The following is a 22,745-nucleotide window of genomic DNA, read 5'->3' as shown; positions in this document are numbered from 1 at the left end:
ATGGACGCCACTCTCAGACTGCTTCGGAGCGCGCCGCCGACGGCGCTGTTCGGGCTCTTTATCATCTTCGCCTACAGCTTCATCGCGATCTTCGCCCCGGTCCTCACGCCGTACGGCGAAACCGAAATCGTCGGGGCGGAGTTCGAACCTTGGGGCGAAGGCTTCGTGCTCGGCACGGACAGCCTCGGCCGGGACATGCTCACCCGGCTGATTTACGGCGCGCGGAACACGATCGGCATCGCGTTCCTCACGACCGCGCTCGCCTTCCTTCTCGGCTCCGTCACCGGCTTCCTCGCGGCGACGATCTCGGGCTGGGTCGACCAGTTGCTCTCCCGCATCGTCGACGTTCTGATGGCGATCCCGGCGCTGATCTTCGGCCTTCTGGTCCTGACCATCGTCGGCACCTCGATCACCAACATGGTGCTGGTCATCGCGGTGCTGGAATCGACCCGGGTCTTCCGGCTCGCCCGCGCCGTCGCCATGGGGATCGTGGTGATGGATTATGTCGAGGCCGCGCGCCTCCGCGGCGAGGGCCTCTGGTGGATCATGACGCGCGAGGTGCTGCCGAACGCCCTGCCGCCGCTTGTGGCGGAATTCGGCCTGCGCTTCTGCTTCGTCTTCCTCTTCATCAGCGCCCTCAGCTTCCTCGGCCTCGGCATCCAGCCGCCGACCGCCGACTGGGGCTCCATGGTCCGTGACAACGCGACCCTGATCACCTTCGGAGACATCACGCCGCTGATGCCGGCAGCCGCCATCGCGCTGCTGACGGTCGCGGTCAATTTCGTCGTCGACTGGTTCCTCCACAAGGCAAGCGGATTGAAGGAATGAGCGAGCACAACGACAAGGACATCCTCGTCCGCATCCGCGGGCTGCGCATCGAGGGCCAGAGCGGCGACCACTGGACCGAGATCGTGCACGGCGTCGATCTCGACCTCCACAAGGGAGAGGTGCTCGGCCTGATCGGCGAGTCCGGGGCCGGCAAATCCACCATCGGCCTCGCTGCCATGGGCTTCGCCCGCGACGGCTGCCGCATCACCGGTGGAGAGATCCTGTTCGACGGCACCGATCTCGCCAAAGCCGGAGAGGACGAGAAGCGCAAGATCTGGGGCGCTCGCATCGCCTATGTGGCGCAGAGCGCGGCGGCGGCCTTCAACCCGGCGCACCGGCTGATCGACCAGTTCACCGAAGCGCCGGTCCAGCACGGGCTCAGCAGCAGGGCGCAGTCCGAGGAGGAGGCGAAGGCCCTCTTCGCCCGCCTGCAGCTCCCGGATCCGGACGGCATCGGCCTGCGCTACCCGCACCAGGTTTCCGGCGGTCAGCTGCAACGCGCAATGACCGCGATGGCGATGTCCTGCAAGCCGGACCTGATCATCTTCGACGAGCCGACCACGGCGCTCGACGTCACCACCCAGATCGAGGTTCTGGCGGCGATCCGCGACGCGGTCGAGGCCTTCGACACGGCGGCGATCTATATTACCCACGACCTTGCCGTGGTGGCCCAGATGGCCGACCGGATCATGGTTCTGCGCCACGGCAACCTGGTCGAGGAAGGCGAGACCCGCGCCATGCTGGCGGCGCCCAAGGAAGACTACACGCGCGACCTGCTCTCGGTGCGCAGCTTCCGGCGCCCGGAACATCCCATACCGGCCGGGGAGGCCCCGCTGCTCAAGGTCGACAACGTGACCGCCGCCTATGGCGACGTGCCGGTGTTGCATGGTGTCTCGGTCGATATCCATCGCAAGCGCACCGTTGCGATCGTCGGCGAGTCCGGCTCGGGCAAGAGCACGCTCGCCCGGGTCATCACCGGACTGCTGCCCGCGAAGAGCGGGGCCGTGAGCTACGACGGCGAGGAGATGCCGCTCAGCTACAAGCAGCGCGGCAAGGACCAGCTCCGCCGCATGCAGATGATCTACCAGATGCCCGACACGGCACTGAACCCGCGCCAGCGCATCCGCGACGTGATCGGCCGCCCGGTCAGTTTCTATCTCGGCCTCACGGGCAAACAGCTCGAGGACCGGGTGCGCGAACTTCTGACCATGATCGAGCTCGATCCCGATGACTATATCGACCGTTTGACGACGGAACTCTCGGGCGGGCAGAAGCAGCGCATCTGCATCGCCCGGGCGCTCGCCGCCGAGCCGCAGCTCATCATCTGCGACGAGGTGACCTCCGCGCTCGACCAGTTGGTCGCGGAAGACATCCTGAAGCTGCTGCAGCGCCTGCAGGACGATCTCGGCCTCTCCTACATGTTCATCACCCACGACCTCGCCACGGTGCGGGCGATCGCCGACGAGGTGGTGGTCATGTATCAGGGCAAGGTTGTCGAGCACGGGCCGAAGACGGAAATGTTCAAGCCGCCGCACCACGACTACACCGACCTGCTGCTCTCCTCCGTGCCGGAAATGGATCCGGACTGGCTCGACAAGCTGCTGGCAGACCGGGCCGAACAGGCAAAGCAGGGCCGGGTGCTGAAAGCCGCCGACCACTAAGACCGAGGACGTCCCGATGAAGATTGTCGGCCAGTTTCCGCACCAGGTGCGGGAAATCGAGAACACGTGGATCACACTTTCCGACGGCTGCCGCGTCGCCGCCCGGATTTGGCTGCCTGAGGGCGCGGAGAAGGCGCCGGTTCCGGCGATCCTCGAATATCTCCCCTACCGCAAGCGCGACGGCACCTCGGTGCGCGACGCCCTGACCCATCCCTATTTCGCCGGTCACGGCTATGCCGCGATCCGCGTCGACATGCGCGGCAACGGCGAGTCCGAGGGGATCATGGAGGACGAGTACCTCGCCCAGGAACAGGACGACTGCCTGGAGGTGATCGACTGGCTGGTCGCGCAGCCCTGGTGCTCCGGCGCGGTCGGCATCATCGGCATCTCCTGGGGCGGCTTCAACGGATTGCAGGTTGCCTTCCGCCAACCGGACGCCCTGAAGGCCGTCATCACGCTCTGCTCGACCGACGATCGCTACGCGGACGACATCCACTACAAGGGCGGGGCGATGCTGAACGAGAATATGGGCTGGTCCTCGACCATGCTCTCCTACTCGTCCCGCCCGCCGGATCCCGCCCTCGTCGGCGAGAGCTGGCGTGAGACCTGGCTGAAACGGCTGGAGGCGGAACCGCTGCTGATCGCCAACTGGCTGAAACACCAGACCCGGGACGCGTTCTGGAAGCACGGCTCGATCTGCGAGGATTACAGCAAGGTCGATATTCCGGTGCTCGCGGTCGGCGGCTGGTCGGATGCCTACAGCAACGCCGTCCCGCGGATGCTGGAGAAGCTTCCCGGCTTCCGCCGCGGCATCATTGGACCCTGGCTGCACAAATATCCGCATTTTGCCGTGCCCGGTCCCGCCATCGGCTTCCTGCAGGAAGCGTTGCGCTGGTGGGACCAGTGGCTGAAGGGCCTCGACCGGAGCGTCGAGGCCGACCCGATGCTCCGGGTCTATATGCAGGCCTCGGCCCCGCCGAAGGCCGCCTACAGGGTTCGCGACGGCCGCTGGTGCGCCGAACCCGCCTGGCCCTCGCCGAACGTGACACCGAAACGCTATCACCTGACGGACGGGACTCTGTCGGAGACCCCGGGCACGACCGGGAAAGCGATCATCCGCTCGCCCGAAACCGTCGGTCAGGCGGGCGGGGAGTACTGCATGATCTGGCTCGGCCCCGAGGGTCCGACCGACCAGCGGGTCGACGATGCGGGCTCGCTCTGCTTCGACACGGCTCCGCTGGAGACCGACTTCGAAATCCTCGGCGCGGCGGAACTCGACCTCGAACTCTCGAGCGACAGACCGGTCGCGCACCTTATCGCACGACTGAACGACATCGCGCCGGACGGGACCTCCACCCGGATCACCTACGGCGTGCTGAACCTGACACACAGGAACAGCCACGAGACGCCCGAAGCGCTCAAGCCGGGTCAGGCGTACCGCATCAGCCTCAAGCTCGACGACGTCGCCTACGCGGTGCCGGAGGGACACCGAATCCGCCTCGCGCTTTCGACCAACTACTGGCCGATGATCTGGCCGGCGCCCGAACCGGTCACGCTCACTCTCTCGACGGGCACGAGCACGCTCAACCTGCCCGAACGGCGCGCCGAGCACCTGGCCAAGCCTTATGAACCCTTCGAAGAGGCCGAAGCCGCGCCGCCGCTGGAGAAGGAGATCCTGCGCCCCGCGACGAACACACGGACGGTGATCACCGACGTGGAAAGCGGCCTGCAGCGGATCGAGATCTTCGACGATTTCGGCCGCGACAGGATCGTCGAACTGGACCTGACGACCGGACATATCGCCCGCGAGAGCTACACGATCCGGCCCGGTGATCCGCTCAGCGCCCGCATGGAGACGCACTGGAGCCAGGACCTCTCGCGCGAGGACTGGCAGGTGAGCACGGAGACCTATTGCACGCTCACCGGCGATGCGACGCATTTCCACGTCACAGGGCGGATCGAGGCCTACGAGAGCGGCGCGCTTATCTTCGAGAAGGATTTCGAGGAAGCCATTCCCCGCAATTTCCTCTGACCGCAATACAAAAAAGCCCCGCCGAAGCGGGGCTCTTTCAGTGCTCGTCTAAGCAATTTACTGGAGACGGTTCGGAAGCTCGTCTACCGCGCTTTTCAGGATCTTGGCATTGACCTCGGGGGTCACCTTGTCCGCCAGCAGCTTGCCGGTCGCGGCCATGGCAAGTTCGACTGCCTGATTGCGCACGTCCTGCAGGGCCTGGGCCTCGGCGCGGGCGATTTTCTCGGCCGCCTGCTCTTCCCGGCGCTTCAGGGTCTCGGCGAGGTGCTCTTTCGCTTCCTTGCGGATGCGGGCGGCCTCTTCCTTTGCATGCGAAACGATCTCTTCGGCTTCCTTGAGAGCGTCGCGCTGCAGGCGCTGGTAATTGGCGAGCGCCGCCTGAGCGTCTTCGCGCAGGGACTCTGCTTCCTGCAGTTGAGCCGCGATCGCAGCGGACTTCTCGTCCAGCATGCCGCCAACCTTCGAGACCACCGGCTTGATCGCCAGGACGACGAAGATGACGAAGGCAATCGCGACCCAGAAAGTCGGATCCTGGAGCATTATTTTGCCTCCATCGCTGCGGCCACGGCCTTGTTGAGCTCGGTCTTGGTGACCTTGACGCCGATCAGCTTCTGGACCGCTTCACCGGCAACCTCGCTCACCACGTCCTTGACGTTGGAGAGGGCTTCGGTGCGCGCGGCCTCGATGCTGGCCTCGGCTTCCTTGACCTTCTTCACAGCAGCGGCATCCGCTTCGGCCTCGGCCTTGGCGTTCGCCTTGGAAGCTTCGTCCTTGGCCGCGCCGACCAGTTCATGGGCCGAGCCGCGGGCATCCGCCAGCGCCTTCTCGTAGTTGGCCTGAACCTCTTCGGCGTCCGCCTTCAGCTTGCCGGCCTTGTCGAGATCTTCCGCGAGCTTGCTGTGCCGTTCTTCAAGCACGAACTCGATGCGCGGGATCGCGATCTTCGTCATCGCGATATAGAGCACGATGAACGTGACGAAGAGCCAGAAGACCTGGGTCGGGAACGTACCGATATCGAGCTGCGGCAGGGTCCCGCCGCCGTCGCTGGCAGCCAGCGCACCTTCGGCCGCCAGAGCAATCGCTCCGGTGATGCCGAACGCAGCCGAATTCTTGAGATAGCGTGTCATGCCGCCGTCCAATTCCGTTCCAGTACTCACTTGAAACCGCGGAAGCCGGCCGGAGCCGGCTCCCGGAAAACCGGTCTTAGGAGAACAGGATGAGGAACGCGATCAGCAGCGCGAACAGCGCGACGGCTTCCGTCAGGGCGAAGCCCAGGATGCCGATGCCGAAGACTTCACCGCGGGCCGCCGGGTTGCGGGCGATGGAGGCAACGAGCGTGGAAAAGATGTTTCCGATACCAACGCCAACACCCATGAGGGCGATAACAGCGATACCGGCGCCAATCATCTTCGCGGCTTCAACGTCCATGATCTAATCCTTCCTTTGGATCACGTAGTTCACAAAACGGGCCGGTGACCCGGCCCGCGTTCAGTTCGTCTCAGGCCTCAGTGCAGATGGATCGCATCGTGCAGGTAGAGGCAGGTGAGAATGGTGAAAACGTATGCCTGAAGCACCGCCACCAGGATTTCGAAGGCGGTCAGTGCCACAATCAGGGCAAGGGGTGCAACCCCAAAGACGCCGAGGGCGATGACGAAGCCGCCGAACACCTTCAGCATGGTGTGGCCGGCCATCATGTTCGCGAAGAGACGAACCGAGAGGCTGACCGGACGCACGAAGTAGGAAATCACCTCGATCGGGATCAACAGCGGCGCCATGTAGACCGGCGCGCCGGACGGGAAGAAGAAGGTGAAGAAGTGCAGGCCGTGCCGTGCAAGCGCGATGATCGTCACGCCGATGAAGACCACGAAGGCCATGGCGAAGGTGACGATGATCTGGCTCGTCGGCGTGTAGCTGTAGGGCAGCATGCCGAAGAGGTTGCAGGCCAGGATGAACATGAAGAGGGAGAACACGAACGGGAAGTACTTGCGGCCCTCGCTGCCGACATTGTCCTTCACCATGTTGGCGATGAACTCGTAGGAGAGCTCGGCCATCAGCTGCCAGCGGCCCGGAACCAGGCGGCGGCCGCTCATGGACAGCGTCAGGAACGCGGTCACGCCGGCGATCGCCAGAACCATCCAGGCGGCGGAATTGGTGAAGGAGAGATCGACACCGCCGACCTCGATCGGGATCAGCGTTTTCAGCTCAAACTGTGCGACCGGTGATGCCACGCCTCGTTCCCCTTACTCGTCCCCGGTCTGTCCGTCAGACCGTTTGTTCGTCGAGGACCGCTTGTATCCCACCTGCAACCCTTCTCCCGTCGCGGCGCGGTAGACATTCATCATGCCGCCGGCAGCGCCCAGGAAGAAGAACAGTATGAGCAGCCAGGGTGCGGTCCCAAGCCAACTGTCCAGGAGGTACCCGATACCGGCCCCGACGCCGACGCCGGCGACCAGCTCCACGCCGATCCGCATCGCCATTCCGAAACCCTCGGCGGCAACCGAACCACGCGTCCCCTTCGGTCCGCTCTCTCCCTGATCCTCTCCCCGGGCCCGGCGCAATCTGGCATCCAGATCGTCCAGCGAGGGAGGATCGCTAGGTTTTTCACCTGACATGGAGCGATCCCGAACGGCCGAAGCCGGTGAAGTACCCCGCTTCCGCAGGCCTGACCCGCAAAAGCGCCGCAAACATACGGAGGCACCCCTCCCCTGTCAAGGCGGAAGCCGCAGCGCGAAAAAGCTCGTAACTTATTGATTTTGAATAGGTTTAAAGAAGACGCAGAAGACCGCCGCCGACTAACTCGCGTCGCGGAGCTCGACGGCGCCCGCCAAATCGACGGAAACGAGCTGGCTGACGCCGCGTTCTGCCATGGTCACGCCGAACAGCCGGTCCATGCGGGCCATGGTCAGCCGGTGGTGAGTGATAACGAGAAAACGGGTCCCCGTCTGCTTGCTGATCTCCTGCAGCAGGGTGCAGAAACGGTCGACGTTGGTGTCGTCGAGCGGCGCGTCGACCTCGTCGAGCACGCAGATCGGCGAGGGGTTCGTCAGGAAGGCGGCGAAGACCAGCGCCACCGCGGTCAGCGCCTGCTCGCCGCCGGAGAGCAGCGACATGACCTGCATCTTCTTGCCCGGGGGGCTGGCCATGATCTCGAGCCCGGCATCCAGCGGATCGTCGTCCTCGACCATCTTCAGATGCGCCTGCCCGCCGCCGAAGAGCCGGGTGAAGAGATCCTGGAAGTGCGCGTTCACCTTGTCGAAGGAATCGAGCAGGCGCTGGCGGCCCTCGCGGTTCAGGGTCTGAATCGCGCCGCGCAGCCGGGCGATCGCCTGGATCAGGTCGTCGCGCTCGCTCTCCATGCCGGCGATTCTCTCCTCCAGCTCGGAGACCTCCTGCTCGGCGCGCAGGTTGACGGCGCCGATGCGCTCGCGCTCCTGGGTCAGGCGTTCCAGCCGGCGGCTGACTTCCTCGGCATCGGGCAGCGGCGCTGCCGGATCGATCCCGGCCTTCTCGAGGATCTCATCCGGGCGGCATTCGAGCCGTTCAAGGATGCGCTCGCGCAGGGCGGCGATGGCCTGGTTGATCTGCTCCAGCACGCCTTCGGCGCGGATATGCGCCTCGCGGGCCTCGGCCAGTTCGCGGTCCGCCTGCCGAGCCGTCTCGTCCGCCGCGCGCTGCCGCGCTTCGGCCTCCGCCAGCACGTCGGCAGCCTCCTTGCGCTTCGCCTCGGACGCCGAAATGGAAGAGATCAGGGCAGTGCGCTGCTTCTCGATCTCCGCCGGGCGCGCGTCCAGCCGTTCGATCTCAGCCGTCTCGGAGACCTGGCGCTGGGTCAGCTCCTCCTTACGCGCTGCCGCCCGCTCGTTACGGTCCGACCAGCTCTTGATCTCGCCCTCGATGGCGGAGAGGCGGGTGCGCCGCGCCTCCGCCTCGCGCATCAGCCGGTCGTGGGCGCTGCGGGCCTCGGCCAGCGCGTTGCGCTTGTCGGCGAGCTCCTGACGGTAGCCGGCGCTCTCCGCCCTGAGCTTGGCGACGTCGTCGAGTTCGACCTCGGCGGCTTCCGCCTGCGTGCGCTGACGCTCCGCCTCCTCGATTTCCCCCTCGTACCGCACTTTCGTGTCGTCGAGTGCGGAGAGCTTGGACTCGATCTCGGCGAGCAGCGCCGCCAGCTTCGCGCGCCGGGTGCGGGCGGTCTCGTTCTCCTGCAGCGCGGTCCGCATCGCCTCGCGCGCGGCCTTCTCGGCTTCGACGGCCTCGCGCTGGGAGACCCGCGCCGCCTCCAGTTTCTCCGCCGCCGCCGCGCGGGTCGTCTCGACACTGGCAATCTCGCCCTTCAGCGCCGCCAGACGGTTGCGCTGCTGCAGGCGGACGGCGGCGCTGCTCGGAGCGCCCGGCGCGGTGACGAACCCGTCCCAGCGGCAGAGCCCCCCGTCGCGGCTGACCAGACGCTGGCCGTCCTTCAGGGCCGGCTGCAGTTTCCGCGCGGTCTCGAAATCCTCGACCACGCCGGTCGCCGCCAGACGGCGCGCGAGGGCGGCCGGGGCTTTCACGCGTGCGGAAAGCGGCTCGACACTGTCGGGCAGCGCGGCGCCGGAGGGCGTGCCGGACGCCCCGCTCCAGTAACGTTTCTGCGCCGCCTCGCCCTCGACCAGCGGCGCGGTCAGGTCGTCGCCGAGCGCCGCGCCGAGCGCGGTTTCGTATCCCGGTTCCGCCGAGAGAGCATCCAGGATCGGGGCGGCATCGCCCTCCTCTCCGTCGCCGGCGAGGATCTGTTCCAGCGCCGAAGCCTCGGCGGTCAGCCGCGCCAGCCCCGATTCGACCTCCTGCAGGGCCGTGCGGGCCGCGCTTTCGGCCTCGGAGGCCTCGTTGCGTGCGGTCTCGGACGTCTCGGAGGCCTCGCGGGCGGCTTCCAGCGCCGCTTCCGAATCGGTCACCGCCTTTTCCGCCGCTTCGACCTCGCCCGGTCCCGCCGCCGAGTCCTTGAGCCGCTGGCGATCCTCCTCCAGCTTCTCGATCTGCCGCGTCAGCCGCTCGACCTGCTCGCGCGCCATTCGCGCCTGACGCTGCAGGCTGGCCCGCCGTGCCTCGGTGGTGGCGATATGCTCGGTCATCTCGGAGAGCCGGGTCTCCAGCGCGTCGGCCGCCCGGTTGATCTCGGCTAGCGCCGCGCTCGCCTCCGCCTGCGCCTCGGCCTCGCCCTCGCGGGCGGCGGCGATCGCGGCATGCTCCGCCTGCAGCCGCTCCAGCGCCTCGGCCGCGTCCACCGACAGCGATAGCTCGCGCTCGAGGTCGGCGGCGATCTGGCGGAGACGGGTTTCTGCCTCGCTCTTCGCCGTGACGATCCGGCGTTCCTCGTTGTCCAGTTCGGCCCGCGCCAGGGTCAGGCGCTGCAGTTCCGCCGCAGCCGCCGCCTCGGCCTCGCGGAGCGACGGCAGCGTCGCTGCGGTCTCGGTCTGCACAGTACTCGCCTCGGCGGCCTTCTGAGTCGCCGCCGCGACCGCGTCCGAGGCCTCGGCCAGCACCTTGCCGGCGGCGGCCCGCTCCTCCTTGGTGGCTCCCCAGCGCCGGTGCAGCAGCACCGATTCGGCGGAGCGGATCTGCTCGGCGACGGTGCGGTAGCGCTGCGCCTGCTTGGCCTGCTGGCGGAGACCGTGGAGCTGGCCTTCGAGCGCCTTCAGCACGTCTTCCAGCCGTTCGAGATTGGTTTCCGCCGCCCGGAGCCGGATCTCCGCCTCGCGCCGCCGCGTGTAGAGGCCGCGGATATTGGCGGCCTCTTCCAGCAGGATGCGGCGCTCGGACGGTTTCGCGTTGATGATGGCGCCGATCCGGCCCTGGCTGACGAGCCCGGCGGAACGGGCGCCGGTCCCGGCATCGGCGAAGAGCAGTTGCACATCGCGGGCCCGGACCTCGCGGCCGTTCACCCGGTAGGCAGAGCCCTTGCTGCGCTCGATCCGCCGGGTCACCTCAAGTTCGGGCGAATCGTTCAGCGCCGCCGGGGCCGTCCGGTCCTCGTTGTTCACCAGGAGGGCGACCTCGGCGAGGTTGCGGGCCGGCCGGTTGGAGGTACCGCCAAAGATAACGTCGTCCATCTCCCCGCCGCGCATCTGCTTGGCGGAGGTCTCTCCCATCACCCATCTGAGGGCCTCGACCAGATTCGACTTGCCGCAGCCGTTCGGCCCGACAACCCCGGTCATGCCCTCCTCGATCACGAGCTCGGTCGGATCGACGAAGGACTTGAAGCCCGAAAGACGGAGTTTGGAGAGATGCACCCGTTAGACGCTCCTCAATGCCGGCCCCGCGCCGCGCCTCAGAGCGCGGCCGAGATCGCCTCCTCGAAGGACTCGAAGGTGAACACACCGTCGAGCTTGCGTCCATTCATCATGAAGGAGGGCGTCGCGGTGATGCCGAGATCCCGGCTCGCCGTCAGGCGCTCGTTCAGGATGTAGTCGATCAGCTTCTCGTCGTTCATGCAGGCGTCGATCTGGGCTTCCGACAGCCCCGCGAGCTTGCCGAGCTTGACCAGCGCGCCATAGGGATCGTTCGCCCGCGACCAGGCTTCCTGCTTCTTCATCAGGATCTCGACCATCGCGAAGTAGCGCTTGCCGTCGAGGCAGCGCGCCATGGCGGAGGCGCGAAGCGCCCACTGGTCGAGCGGGAAGTCCTTGAATTCAAAGCGGATCTTGCCGGTATCGATATAGGCTTCCTTCAGCTTCGGCAGGACCTCGTTGTGGAAGCGTGCGCAGTGCGGGCAGGTCATGGAGAAATATTCCGTGATCAGCAGCTTCGCGTCCGGATTGCCGAGAATCCGGGGTGCGGTCGCGACCTCCATATCCACGCCTTCGGCCAGAGCCGGCAGCGGCAGCATCCCCGCCACGGGCGCGATCAGACCAAGACCCAACACAAGATTTAGTGTTCTACGGCGCACTTATTGCCTCCTGTTACAAGATGTTGAAATTCTAGTGCGGCTTTTTCCCGCCCGCAACCGTCTGAAAACACGGCCTCGGACCGCGACACCGGACAGACTGCCCCGCAATCATGTCAGGAATTGGTCCGTTTTTTCACGGTGCCGTCAGCGCCCTTTGCCTTCGAGCGGGCGGTGACGGCCTTGCCGAGATCCTCCAGCGCCTGCCGGAGGTCACTGCGCCCGACGCCGGAGACACTCTCGTGGATCCGGCTTTCCTCCTGCGGCGCGAGCGGACGCAGCTTCGGCCGCGTGCTCTCCCGCCGTTTCGGCAGCGGGCCCTGCTTCAGCGCGATTCGTCCGATGGCGCCGTAGCCGAAGACGGTGTTGATACGTTCGATGATCTGGGGAATCTGATGCTGCACCTCGAGCGCCGCGGCCCCGGCGACCCTCAGATGCAGGGTGCCCCCGCCGGTCGAGCCGCGGGCGAAGACCAGCTTTTCCGGCGCCGTGTCGAGCGCCAGCACCTCTCCGACGATGGCGGGCCAGTCGCTGACGATGCGCGATTCGGTGAAACCGCGCTGCCGCATCGCCTTGTCGCCGAGCCCCGGCGCGACGGCGGCGACCCGCGTCAGGCCGCTGTAATGCCGCTTTGCGCGCGCCGTTTGCTCCTTGGTACCGTCGTCAGCCATTGCCGCCCACTCCTCCTGCCCTAATGTAAGGGCTCCGGCCCGAGACCCAATGGAAATTCGCTGAAGTGCCCGCGCCCGCGTCCCTGCCCGCCCTGCTGCTCGACTGGTACGACCGCCACCACCGCCGCCTGCCCTGGCGCAGCGCCCCCGGCGGAACGGCGGATCCCTACCATGTGTGGCTCAGCGAGATCATGCTGCAGCAGACCACGGTCGCCGCCGTCGGCCCCTATTTCACCCGCTTCCTCGCCCGCTGGCCGAACGTCACCGCGCTCGCCGACGCGCCGGTCGAGGACGTGCTCGCCGAATGGGCGGGGCTCGGCTATTACGCCCGCGCCCGCAACCTGCACAAATGCGCTGGCGTCGTGCGCGACGAACACAAGGGCCGCTTTCCCGAGACCGAGGAGGGCCTGCTGACCCTGCCGGGAATCGGCCCCTATACCGCCGCCGCCATTGCCGCCATCGCCTTCGACATTCCCGCGACCCCGGTCGACGGCAATTTCGAGCGGGTGATGGCGCGGATGCACGCGGTCGAGACCCCGCTGCCCGACGCCAAGCCGGAACTGAAGCAGCTCGCCGCCGCGCTCACGCCCGAGCATCGGCCCGGTGACTACGCCCAGGCGGTGATGGATCTCGGCGCCACGATCTGCACCCCGCGCAAGCCGAAATGCCTCACCTGCCCCTGGAGCGCCCCTTGCGCCGGACGGATCGCGGGCATCGCGGAGGAGCTGCCGAAGAAGAAAAAGAAGGCTCCGAAACCGACCCGCAAGGGCGTCGCCTTCTGGATCGCCAACGGCCGCGGCGAGATCCTGCTCCGCCGCCGACCGCCGAGCGGGCTTCTGGGGGGAATGGTCGAGATCCCGTCAAGCGAGTGGCGGGAGGAGGAGCAGCCGCTGAACCGCGCCCTCGCCGAGGCCCCGGTCCGGACGGAATGGGTGAAGCTGCCGGGACTGGTGCGCCACACCTTCACGCATTTCCATCTCGAGCTGGAGGTCTATCGCGGCCGCGCGACAGGCTCGAAGCCGGCGGACTGTTTCTGGCATCCGGTCGAGAAGGTCGGAGAAGTGGGGCTACCGTCGGTCATGGCGAAGATCGCGAAGCACGTTCTCCGCCACACCTGATCGTTCTTCCGGCTTAATGCCGGAAGTGGCGCATCCCCGTCATGACCATCGCGAGGCCTTTCTCGTCGGCCGCGGCGATCACCTCGTCGTCGCGCATGGAGCCGCCCGGCTGGATCACCGCCGTGGCGCCGGCTTCGGCGGCCGAGAGCAACCCGTCGGCGAAGGGGAAGAAAGCGTCGGAGGCGACGACCGAGCCGATCGTGCCCGGCTGGCTCGCGCCGGCGGCCTCCGCCATGTCGCGGGACTTGGAGGCGGCGATGCGGGCGCTGTCGACCCGGCTCATCTGCCCGGCGCCGATGCCGACGGTGGCGCCGTCCTTCACATAGATGATCGCGTTCGACTTCACATGCTTGCAAACCCGGAAGGCCATCAGCATGTCGGCGAGCTCTTGGGCGGTCGGCTGGCGCTTCGTGACGACCTTGAGGTCGGCGGCCGTGACGCGTCCGTTGTCCTTGTCCTGCACCAGATAACCGCCGGCGACATTGCGCACGGTGCGGGCGGCGGCATTGGGGTCCGGCATCCCGTGGGTCAGCAGCAGGCGGAGATTCTTCTTCGCGGCGAGCACCTTCAGCGCATCCTCGTCCGCCTCCGGAGCGATGATGACCTCGGTAAAGATCTTCGAGATCTCCTCGGCCGTCGCGCCGTCGAGCTTGCGGTTGGCGGCGATGATGCCGCCGAAGGCGCTGACCGTGTCGCAGGCGAAGGCGCGCTTGTAGGCGGTGACGAGATCGTCCGCCACGGCGACGCCGCACGGATTGGCGTGCTTGATGATGGCGATGGCCGGCTTGTCGTCGAACTCGGCGACCAGCTCGAAGGCGGCGTCGGTGTCGTTCAGGTTGTTGAAGCTGAGTTCCTTGCCCTGGATCTGCTCGGCATTGCCGACGCCCGGACGCGGATCGCCGCTGCTGTAATAGGCGGCGGACTGATGCGGGTTCTCGCCGTAGCGCATGATCTGCGGGGCCGCGCCGGAGAAGGTGATGCGGCGCGGGTATTTGTCGCCGATCTCGGCCGCGAGCCAGGTGGAGATGGCGCTGTCATAGGCCGCTGTCCGGGCATAGGCGATGGAGGCCAGCTTGCGGCGGAGCGCGTAGCTGGTCGCGCCCTTGTTGGCGTCGAGCTCGCCGATCAGCTCGGCATAGTCTTCCGGATCGACCACGGTCGCGACATGGCCGTGGTTCTTGGAGGCGGCGCGGATCATCGCCGGGCCGCCGATATCGATATTCTCGACGCAATCGTCGTAGCCGGCACCGGAGGCGAGCGTGCTCTCGAAGGGATAGAGGTTCACCACCAGCAGATCGATCGGCGCGATCTGGTGCTTCTCCATCGCCGCGACGTGCTCCGCATTGTCGCGCAGCGCCAGCAGGCCGCCATGGATCGCCGGGTGCAGGGTCTTCACCCGTCCGTCCATGATCTCGGGGAAGCCGGTATGGTCCGCGACCTCCTTCACCGGCACGCCGGCCGCGGCCAGCGCCTTGGCGGTGCCGCCGGTCGAGAGGATCTCGACGCCGTGCGCGGCGAGCGCCTTGCCGAGCTCGATCAGCCCAGTCTTGTCGGAAACGGAGATGAGGGCGCGGGAAACGCGGACGAGATCGGCAGCCATTGGTCAGGACCCGTTCTGAAAATGGAGTTGCGGAAACCGGGCCTGCTTATGCGCGGGAAGCGGCTCCGGGTCAACCGGGCCGCGCTTTATGCCGCAGCTTTCGCCGCCTGCTTCTTCAGGCGGGATTCACGCACCGCGATATAGGTGGTGGAGACGAAGATCATCGCCCCGCCGATCCAGGTGTAGATGTCCGGCAGTTCCTCGAAGATCACGAAGCCGATAAAGGCGGCCCAGATCAGCTTGCTGAAATCGACCGGCAGCACGACCGAGGCGTCGGCCAGCTTCAGCGACTGGTTCATCGCGGTCTGCGCGACGGTGCCGAGCAGCGCGATCAGGCAGAGCCAGCCCGCCTCCTCCGGCGTGGGCCAGCGCCAGAAGAAGGCGGCGGCGGCGAGCGTGAAGGGCGAGAGGAAGATCGAGGCATAGACGGTGATGGTGACGCTGGATTCCGTCCGGGTCAGGAACTTGATGATGATGAGCGCGAAGGACCAGACCACCGTCGCGGCGAGGATGAGCAGCGGCCCGAGCCCGACATCCACCATCCCCGGCCGGATGATCACCAGCGTTCCGGCGAAACCGATCAGGATGGCGACCCAGCGCCGGAGCCGCACCACCTCGCCGAGGAACAGCATCGCAAGCAACGTGGCGAAGAGCGGCGCGGTGAAGCCGAGCGCCGTCGCCTCCGCCAGCGGGGTGATGGAAAGGCCGTAGAAAAACATCAGCATCGCCGCCGAATTCACCGCGCCGCGCAGAAAGAGCAGCTTCAGATTATTGGTGTGGAGCGGCCGGAAGCGCTGGCGGATCAGCAGCGGGGCCAGAACGAACAGGCCGAGGAAGCTGCGGAAGAAGGCGATCTCGAACGGATGCAGCCCCTCGTTCTTGCCGAGGTCGCGGATGATGGCGTGCATGCAGACGAACATGGCCGCGGCAAGGGCCATGAGCAGCACGCCGCGGACCGGGGCCGGCAGACGGGCGGAATAGAGCTTCAACGAATGGATATAGGACACAATGGCAGGGTATGGGCCGCCATCATTTCGCACAAGCGAAGAGCCGGCATATCAATGGTGCCGGAAGGCCGTGAATCCGAAGCCTAGAAGCGCGCCCAGTCCGGCTTCACCGGCAGCACTGTACTGCCGCCTGCACTGAGCACCGCATGCTCCAGATCCTCCAGCGCGTTGAGGCGCAGCATCGCCAGCGCCATGTCGCCGCTGCCGGAGCGGATCTCGCCGACCTCGCGCTCGTCGCGCAGGATCGGGGTGCCGGGGGCGGGCATCTCGCCGTCGAGGATCTTCACCGGCATCAGGCGGCGCTTCACCAGGCCGCGATACTTGGTGCGGGCGGTCAGTTCCTGGCCCATGTAGCAGCCCTTCTGCCAGTCGACGCCGTTCAGCTCGTCGAACCCGGCCTCGAGCAGCACGGTCTTCTCGACCTGCATGTCGCGGGTGCCGTCCGGCACGCCGAGACGGATGCGCGTGCGGTCGTAGGCTTCAGAGGTGCCTTCTGAAAGCCCGGCCCCGGCGAGGAACGCGTCCCGCCTGCCCTTCTCCACGATCACCCGCGCGCCGAGACCGGCGTGGCGCGGATCGACGAAGACCGCGCCGCCCTCGATCTCCTTCGCCGCGCCCGCCTCGCCTTCAAGCCCGAGCGTGTCCGCCGCGTCCTCGCCGGTCACCGCGAGCACGGCATAGCGGTCGGACGCATCCGCGATCTCGACCTTGGAACGCAGCTTGTAGAGCCGGAGGCGCTTCTGGAAATCGGCCAGCCTGTCGGCCTCGCAGTCGAGCAGCAGCACTCCCGCGACCTCGGCAATGAAGAAATCGAAGAGATACTTGCCCTGCGCCGTCAGGAAGGCGGCATGGATCGCCCGTTCCGGCGCCACCTTCTCCACGTCGTTGGAGACAAGGCCCTGGAGGAACTTGCGCGCATCCGGGCCGGAGACGGAGAGGACGGCGCGGGATACGAGATCGATGTAGTCAGGCATCTTTCATCCGAGGCTGGATGGCGGGCGACAGCACCCCGGCATCGAGGCGCGCATTACGTCCCTAACTTGCCATTCGCCGGGCGAACTTCAACGGTCTTCTGGCAGAACGTCCCGGATCAGCAGGAAACCGGGGCCCGGGTTCTATGCCGGCCAAGCGTTTCGTAGAGCCTGACCGGGTCGATCGGTTTCGCGATGTGATCGACCATGCCGGCCTCGCGCGTCCGAATCCGGTCCTCGCCAAAGGCATTTGCGGTCATGGCAATGATCGGAACCGACCGATAGGCCGGGTCGCCGAGTATCTTGCGTGCGGCGGTGATGCCGTCCATCTCCGGCAGTTGAAGGTCCATCAGAATGGCCGAGAACGCGGACGCCGGCTGCGACAGGACTTTCTCGACCGCCTCGCGCCCGTTCGCCGCGACTGTCACATGGATTCCGATCCGTTCCAGCATCTCCCGGGCGACCTTCTGATTCACCGCATTGTCCTCGACGACGAGCACGGAAATCCCGCTCAAGTCGGCGGAGAGCCGTTGTTCGAGATCCGAGTCGGGACCGATGGCGGACGGCTGCAGCCCGAACTGTTTGAGCAACAGGTCGCGCAACTGCGCCGGTGGAACGGCCTTTGCCATCAGACCGTCCATGCCCTCCAGCAAACTGTCCTCGTCAGCCTGGAGACCGCTCGCGGCGACCAGGAGCCTGCGGCCGGTCCGGGATCCCTCGGCGGCGGGTCTTTCATCGAGAGCGGACCGCAGCCGCGCGGCATTCTCCGGGCTGGCCAACGTCCGGTCGAGCACGACCAGATCGAACGGCGGCGTCGCCGCTCCAATCGCTCTTGCGGCTTCGTCGCAGTCCGCGACGGCGTCGACGATGACACCGGCGCGCGCAAAAGCGGCAGAGATCAGGCCCCGCCCTATCTCGGTCCCGTCCACAACCAGGGCCCGCAGCCATTCGGCCCCCTCATCCCGATGGCTGGCGAGGGAGGCTTCCAATTCCTCCGCCACCGCGAGCTTCAATGTGACATGAAAGGTGCTGCCCCGATCGATCTCGCTTTCGACGCCGATCTCCCCTCCCATCAGTTCCACGAGCGCGCGCGAGATCGCCAGCCCGAGACCTGTTCCGCCATATTGCCGCGTCGTGGATGAATCGGCCTGACTGAAGGCCTTGAACAGCTTCGCGACCTGATCCGGCGTCATTCCGATGCCTGAGTCGATAACATCGAAGCGCACGGTGGCAGCTTCTGCTTCCCGTTCGACAAGGGAAAGGCTCAGCGTGATCGCACCGCGGCGGGTGAACTTGACGGCATTGCTGGTGAGATTGAGAAGAACCTGCGCAAGCCGGAGCGGATCGCCGACAAAGCTTTCCGGCACACCGTCGCCGACAGACAGGTACAGGTCGACCTCGGGAGACCGTATCTGGTTGCCTGCCAGCGTGAGGACGTTGTTGAGGATCTCGTCGCGGCCGAAGCAAACCTGCTCCAGTTCGAGCATCCCCGCATCGATCCGGGAAAAATCGAGAATGTCGTCGATAATCCTCAACAGCAGCTGACTGGAGCCCTCGACCTGAGTGAGCTGGTCGCGATGCTTGTCGCTGAGATCTCCCCGCAGCACCAGTTGCGTGAACCCGATGATCGCGTTCAGCGGCGTGCGGATCTCGTGGCTCATATTCGCGAGGAAGGTCGCCTTCGCGCGCGCGGCGGCTTCGGCATCCTCTTTCGCTCTCTGGATCTCCTCCTGATCGTTCATCCAGTCGGTAACGTCGACCAGAACGGAAACCCAGCCTCCGGATGCCGTCTGTCGCGTTCTGCGTTCGATGTGTTTTCCGCGCTTCGGCCAATACTGGTACGAATAATCGAGATCCGGCGTCTTGTAGTACCGCTGGTACTGCTCCCAGACCTCGTCGAATGTCATGTTCGGGACCGTCTTTTTCGTCTCGAGCTCGTACCGCAACAGGCCGGCCATGCCCCCCATCTTCCTCATGAGCTCGTTCGTGTATCCCTGAATCTCGACGAAAGCGTCGTTCCAGGCGCGGAAATTGAAGTCCTTGTCGTAGATCACGATGGGGTGCGGAATGGCCTGGAGCGCGGCTTCCAGATCTTCATGCAACTGACGCGAACGATCCCGTTCCGCGGCGAGATCGCCGGCTCCGTTCCGGAACGCAAACAGCATTGCCGCCGTCGGTGCGGCGACGGAGCGAACGATGTCCCGGTCGGTGCCGGAGAACGCATCCGCGTTTTCGGATATGGCGACGACCGCGCCCAGGATTTCTCCTGCGACGATGAGCGGCGCCGCGATCGCCGACAGACGGTCAGGGTCTTCCGCCGGGAGCCGGGGCTTCGCTATCGCATCGCGGGTCTGAAAGCAGGCGTCCACAAACGCGCTGAGAGAGGAAAGGTCCGCGACCTCCTCCGGCCGCTTCGGCTCGACAACCTGCGCCCGACCGTCGTCGCCCCTGACCACGAGCAGGGCGCGATCGCAATCCAGGATCTCGGGTAACCGCGAGGCGATGAGGTCTCGAACCTCCGAGAGGTTCGTCGACGCCACCAGATCATTCGAGAGATCCGCAAGGAGGCTGAATTGCCGTCCGGAACCGCCGGACGATGGCCTGGAGTTCGGTTCTGTCATTCGAAAAACTCTCGAATCCAGGCAGTAGACCGTAGGAAACCCTAGAGATCGCGCGCGCTCTCAAATGAGTCGTAAGTTGATATGAGAGCAGGAAGTCGGACCTAAAGCAAGGCCCGACTCACTGCATAATCAGTTAGGATTACTGATGTTTTCTCTTGCAGAAAACGGCGCCGCGCTCGGACAGGTTGATCACCCGGTGCTCGAACGGCCCCGACCGGGTTATGATCGATTCCGGCTGAAGATCATACTCTTCCACGTCAGTGCTGCCGTCTTCGCGGCGAACCTCGCGCCGGAACTTGAACGGCGTCATTGCTCTGATGGAATAGGTCTCACCGGCGCCATATTTGTGCCAGTCCGTCGCGTCCCCGGCTTCCGGAAGCACGATGATGTTTCCCGGCCGGTCGGGAGACCCGACCTCGACACCGTCGCCTTTGGCGGTCTCGTGAAATTTAACAGCCATCTCATTTCCCCAACGTTATTGAGCTGATTCTACTAGAGCCCGACGGAGAAAGAGGTCAAACAAATTTACCGTGTATATTGAGGTAGATTTCCCGCAAACCGATCAGATGCCTCTTGATTGATGCCAAGGACGAGCGGGCGCCAAAGGGCAAGCCGATTGCTATACGCCATCGCGCTCAGTCCGCCACCTCAAGTCCGGCGATGGCCTCGTGCGAGAGCACCTCGAGTTTCGGCATCAGGTCCAGCAGATGGCGCGTATAGGGATGCTGCGGCGACTGGAACAGCGTCTCGGTCTCCGCCACTTCCACCAGCTTGCCGTGCCGCATCACGCCGACCCGGTCGCACATCTGCCGGATCACCGGCAGATCGTGGCTGATGAACAGCATGGTGAGCCCCAGCTCGGCCTGCAGGTCCTTCAGCAGGTTCAGGATCTGCGCCTGGATCGAGACATCGAGCGCCGAAGTCGGCTCGTCGCAGATCAGGAAGCGCGGCCGGGTGGCGAGCGCGCGGGCGATGGAGATGCGCTGGCGCTGGCCGCCGGAAAACTCGTGCGGATATTTCCGCGCGGCCTCGGCCCCGAGCCCGACATGTTCGAGCAGATCCAGCACGATCCGCCGCGTCTCGGCGCCGCCCGCGGCGAGGCCGTGGAAGCGGATCGGCTCGGCGACGATGTCCATCACCTTCATGCGCGGGTTCAGCGAGGAATAGGGATCCTGGAAGATCATCTGCAGCTGCCGGCGATAGCGGTCCATCTCCGCCTCGCTCTTCACCGCGGTGAGATCCGCGCCGGCGAAATGGATGTGCCCGCCCTTCGGCTTGTAGAGCCCGGCAATGGCCCGCGCGATGGTCGACTTGCCGCTGCCGCTCTCACCGACCAGGCCGAAGACCTCGCCCTGGCGGATGTCGAAGGAAACATGGTCCACCGCGTCGACATAGAGCCGATGCTTCTTGAAGAAGCTGAAGCGGGTGAGGAAGCGGACCTGGAGGTCCTCGATCCGGAGCATGGTGCCGTCAGGGGCTTTCTCGCCCCTTCCGGCGCCGAGCCAGTGGGTGGCGATGTCGATGCTGTCCCGCCGGTCGCCCGCGCTCTCGATATATTCCACCACCGGGAAGCGCGCGAGCCGCACGTCCGGGCGCGGCACGGCGCTGATCAGGCTCTTGGTATAGGGATGGTCCGGATTACCGAGGATCTTTTCCGTCGGCCCCTCCTCGACGAGGCGGGAGCGGTACATCACCGCGACCCGGTCGGTCACGTCCGCGATCACCCCCATGTCATGGGTGATCAGGATCATGCCGACGGAGCGCTCCCGGCAGAGCTCGCGCATCAGCTCGAGGATCTGCGCCTGGATCGAGACGTCGAGCGCCGTGGTCGGTTCGTCCGCGATCACCACTTCCGGGTTGGCGCAGAGCGCGAGCGCGATCACCACGCGCTGGCGCATGCCGCCGGAGAACTGGTGCGGATACTGCTTGATCCGGACCTCCGGATCGGGAATGCCGACCCGGTCGAGCAGCCCCACCGCGTTCGCCCGCGCCGCGTCGTCGTCCAGCTTCAGATGCAGCTGGATCGTTTCCATGAGCTGCTGCTCGATGGTCTGCAGCGGATCGAGCGAGGTCAGCGGATCCTGGAAGATCATGCCGATCCGGTTGCCGCGGATGGAGCGGAGCTCGTCCTCGTCGAGGTCGTCGATCCGCTTGCCCTTGAGATAGATCTCTCCGCCAGCGAGGCGTCCCGGCGGCTCGAGAAGGCCGATGACGGCGTTGCCGATGGTCGATTTTCCGGCGCCGGATTCCCCGACCACGCCGAGGATCTCGCCCGGATTGACCGAGAGGCTGACGTCGCGCACCGCGGTGAAGACGCCGCGCCGCGTCGGGAACTCCACCGTCATGTTCTTGATATCGAGCAGACTCATCGGACGGTCACCGCAGTTTCGGGTTCAGCGTGTCGCGCAGCCAGTCGCCGAGCAGGTTCACCGCGAGAACCAGGACGACCAGCGCGACGGCCGGGAAGAAGGTGATCCACCAGAGGCCGGAGAAGAGATACTCGTTCCCGACCCGGATCAGGGTGCCGAGCGACGGCGTCGTCGGCGGCACGCCCTGGCCGAGGAAGCTGAGCGTGGCCTCGGCGATGATCGCCAGCGCGAGGCCGATCGTCGCCAGCACCAGCACCGGGCGCATCACGTTCGGTACGATATGGCGGGCCATGATCAGGAACGGGCGCAGGCCGATGACGCGCGCGGCCTGGATATATTCCTTCTTCGCCTCGACCAGCGTCGCGCCACGGGCGACGCGGGCGAATTGCGGCCAGTCGCTGAGCCCGATGGCGAGGATCACGACATAGATCGCCATCTCGTCGCGGAGCTCCGGCGGCAGCACGGAGCGCAGGATGCCGTTGATCAGGATCGCGGTCAGGATGCCCGGGATGGTGAGCTGCACATCCGCGAGGCGCATGATGATCGTCTCGAACCAGCCGCCGACATAGCCGCTGATCACCCCCAGCATGACACCGAGAAACATACCGAGAAAGACCGAGGCGAACCCGACCAGCAGCGAGATCCGGCCGCCGTAGAGAATGGTGGAGAGCATATCCCGGCCCTGGTTGTCGGTCCCGAGCAGATAGGCGGGATCCCCGCCGGCTTCCCAGGCCGGCGGCTTCTTGCCGTCCCAGAGCGAGATCTGCGCCGGATCGAACGGATCGAACGGCGCGACCAGCGGCGCGCCGAACGAACTCAGCACCATGAGCGCGGTCACGAACGCCGCCGCCATGGCAAGGGGCGAGTGGAAGAAGGAATAGACGACGTCGTTGTCGTTCAGACGCGCCCAGAGCGAGGGTTTCTTGTCGTCCTGCGGAACGGCCATGG

19 protein-coding genes are annotated in these 22,745 nt (G+C 65.9%); 4 read left to right on the top strand and 15 right to left on the bottom strand.

What is annotated here, in order from left to right; genetic code table 11:
* Genes JJ959_RS02260 through JJ959_RS02250 form a run of 3 tightly spaced genes read left to right on the top strand, consistent with a single transcriptional unit; the run spans position 1 to position 4,521 of the window.
* Positions 1-828, top strand: coding sequence for an ABC transporter permease (locus JJ959_RS02260; protein WP_292879638.1), 828 nt, complete (start codon positions 1-3; stop codon positions 826-828).
* Positions 825-2,489 carry an ABC transporter ATP-binding protein gene (locus tag JJ959_RS02255; protein ID WP_292879637.1) on the top strand — a complete coding sequence of 555 codons (1,665 nt, stop codon included), beginning with the start codon at positions 825-827 and terminating at the stop codon, positions 2,487-2,489. The genes JJ959_RS02260 and JJ959_RS02255 overlap by 4 nt, the downstream gene beginning before the upstream one ends.
* 16 nt (positions 2,490-2,505) lie before the next feature.
* On the top strand, positions 2,506-4,521 hold the full coding sequence (locus JJ959_RS02250) for a CocE/NonD family hydrolase (protein WP_292879636.1): 2,016 nt from the start codon (positions 2,506-2,508) through the stop codon (positions 4,519-4,521).
* Between the two features lie 57 nt (positions 4,522-4,578).
* On the opposite strand, the gene JJ959_RS02245 is transcribed toward JJ959_RS02250, so the two are convergent.
* The 8 genes from JJ959_RS02245 to JJ959_RS02210 form a co-directional block, all read right to left on the bottom strand.
* Positions 4,579-5,061: a F0F1 ATP synthase subunit B gene (locus tag JJ959_RS02245; RefSeq protein WP_292879635.1), complete on the bottom strand. Its 483-nt coding sequence runs from the start codon at positions 5,059-5,061 to the stop codon at positions 4,579-4,581.
* Positions 5,061-5,648: a F0F1 ATP synthase subunit B' gene (locus JJ959_RS02240; RefSeq protein ID WP_292879634.1), complete on the bottom strand. Its 588-nt coding sequence runs from the start codon at positions 5,646-5,648 to the stop codon at positions 5,061-5,063. The genes JJ959_RS02245 and JJ959_RS02240 overlap by 1 nt, the downstream gene beginning before the upstream one ends.
* Positions 5,649-5,724: 76 nt before the next feature.
* A complete protein-coding gene (locus tag JJ959_RS02235) occupies positions 5,725-5,949 on the bottom strand; it encodes an ATP synthase subunit C family protein (protein WP_193183540.1) in 225 nt (74 codons plus the stop codon).
* A 77-nt stretch (positions 5,950-6,026) separates the two neighbouring features.
* Positions 6,027-6,749, bottom strand: a complete 723-nt coding sequence (locus JJ959_RS02230) for a F0F1 ATP synthase subunit A (protein WP_193183542.1) — start codon at positions 6,747-6,749, stop codon at positions 6,027-6,029.
* A 12-nt stretch (positions 6,750-6,761) separates the two neighbouring features.
* On the bottom strand, positions 6,762-7,133 hold the full coding sequence (locus JJ959_RS02225) for an AtpZ/AtpI family protein (RefSeq protein ID WP_292879633.1): 372 nt from the start codon (positions 7,131-7,133) through the stop codon (positions 6,762-6,764).
* Between the two features lie 180 nt (positions 7,134-7,313).
* Entirely contained in the window at positions 7,314-10,787 is a 3,474-nt protein-coding gene (smc, locus tag JJ959_RS02220) for a chromosome segregation protein SMC (RefSeq protein WP_292879632.1), read from the bottom strand.
* Between the two features lie 38 nt (positions 10,788-10,825).
* Positions 10,826-11,443, bottom strand: coding sequence for a DsbA family protein (locus tag JJ959_RS02215; RefSeq protein ID WP_292879631.1), 618 nt, complete (start codon positions 11,441-11,443; stop codon positions 10,826-10,828).
* 113 nt (positions 11,444-11,556) lie between these two features.
* The gene (locus JJ959_RS02210) at positions 11,557-12,111 is read right to left on the bottom strand and encodes a DciA family protein (RefSeq protein WP_292879630.1); all 555 of its coding nucleotides are present in this window, start codon (positions 12,109-12,111) and stop codon (positions 11,557-11,559) included.
* Between the two features lie 65 nt (positions 12,112-12,176).
* Here JJ959_RS02210 and mutY point away from each other — a divergent pair, with 65 nt between their 5' ends.
* Positions 12,177-13,229 (top strand): A/G-specific adenine glycosylase, encoded by a 1,053-nt coding sequence (mutY, locus tag JJ959_RS02205; RefSeq protein ID WP_292879629.1) that lies wholly within the window; start codon positions 12,177-12,179, stop codon positions 13,227-13,229.
* A 13-nt stretch (positions 13,230-13,242) separates the two neighbouring features.
* Here mutY and purH read toward each other — a convergent pair whose 3' ends face one another.
* The 7 genes from purH to JJ959_RS02170 all read right to left on the bottom strand — a co-directional run bounded on the left by purH (position 13,243) and on the right by JJ959_RS02170 (position 22,743).
* Positions 13,243-14,829, bottom strand: coding sequence for a bifunctional phosphoribosylaminoimidazolecarboxamide formyltransferase/IMP cyclohydrolase (gene purH / locus JJ959_RS02200; RefSeq protein WP_292879628.1), 1,587 nt, complete (start codon positions 14,827-14,829; stop codon positions 13,243-13,245).
* A gap of 86 nt (positions 14,830-14,915) precedes the next feature.
* Positions 14,916-15,818, bottom strand: coding sequence for a DMT family transporter (locus JJ959_RS02195; protein ID WP_292879627.1), 903 nt, complete (start codon positions 15,816-15,818; stop codon positions 14,916-14,918).
* A gap of 101 nt (positions 15,819-15,919) precedes the next feature.
* A complete protein-coding gene (locus tag JJ959_RS02190) occupies positions 15,920-16,810 on the bottom strand; it encodes a folate-binding protein (protein ID WP_292879626.1) in 891 nt (296 codons plus the stop codon).
* 116 nt (positions 16,811-16,926) lie between these two features.
* On the bottom strand, positions 16,927-19,428 hold the full coding sequence (locus JJ959_RS02185; RefSeq protein ID WP_292879625.1) for an ATP-binding protein: 2,502 nt from the start codon (positions 19,426-19,428) through the stop codon (positions 16,927-16,929).
* Between the two features lie 139 nt (positions 19,429-19,567).
* Positions 19,568-19,888, bottom strand: coding sequence for a hypothetical protein (locus JJ959_RS02180; RefSeq protein ID WP_193183561.1), 321 nt, complete (start codon positions 19,886-19,888; stop codon positions 19,568-19,570).
* 175 nt (positions 19,889-20,063) lie between these two features.
* A complete protein-coding gene (locus JJ959_RS02175; protein ID WP_292879624.1) occupies positions 20,064-21,797 on the bottom strand; it encodes an ABC transporter ATP-binding protein in 1,734 nt (577 codons plus the stop codon).
* Positions 21,798-21,804: 7 nt separating this feature from the next.
* Positions 21,805-22,743 carry an ABC transporter permease gene (locus JJ959_RS02170; protein WP_292879623.1) on the bottom strand — a complete coding sequence of 313 codons (939 nt, stop codon included), beginning with the start codon at positions 22,741-22,743 and terminating at the stop codon, positions 21,805-21,807.
* Positions 22,744-22,745 lie beyond the last annotated feature (2 nt).

The sequence above is a fragment of the Nisaea sp. genome (assembly GCF_017640745.1).
In the GTDB taxonomy this organism is placed as follows: domain Bacteria; phylum Pseudomonadota; class Alphaproteobacteria; order Thalassobaculales; family Thalassobaculaceae; genus Nisaea.
This window is presented reverse-complemented; position numbering and strand designations above follow the sequence as displayed.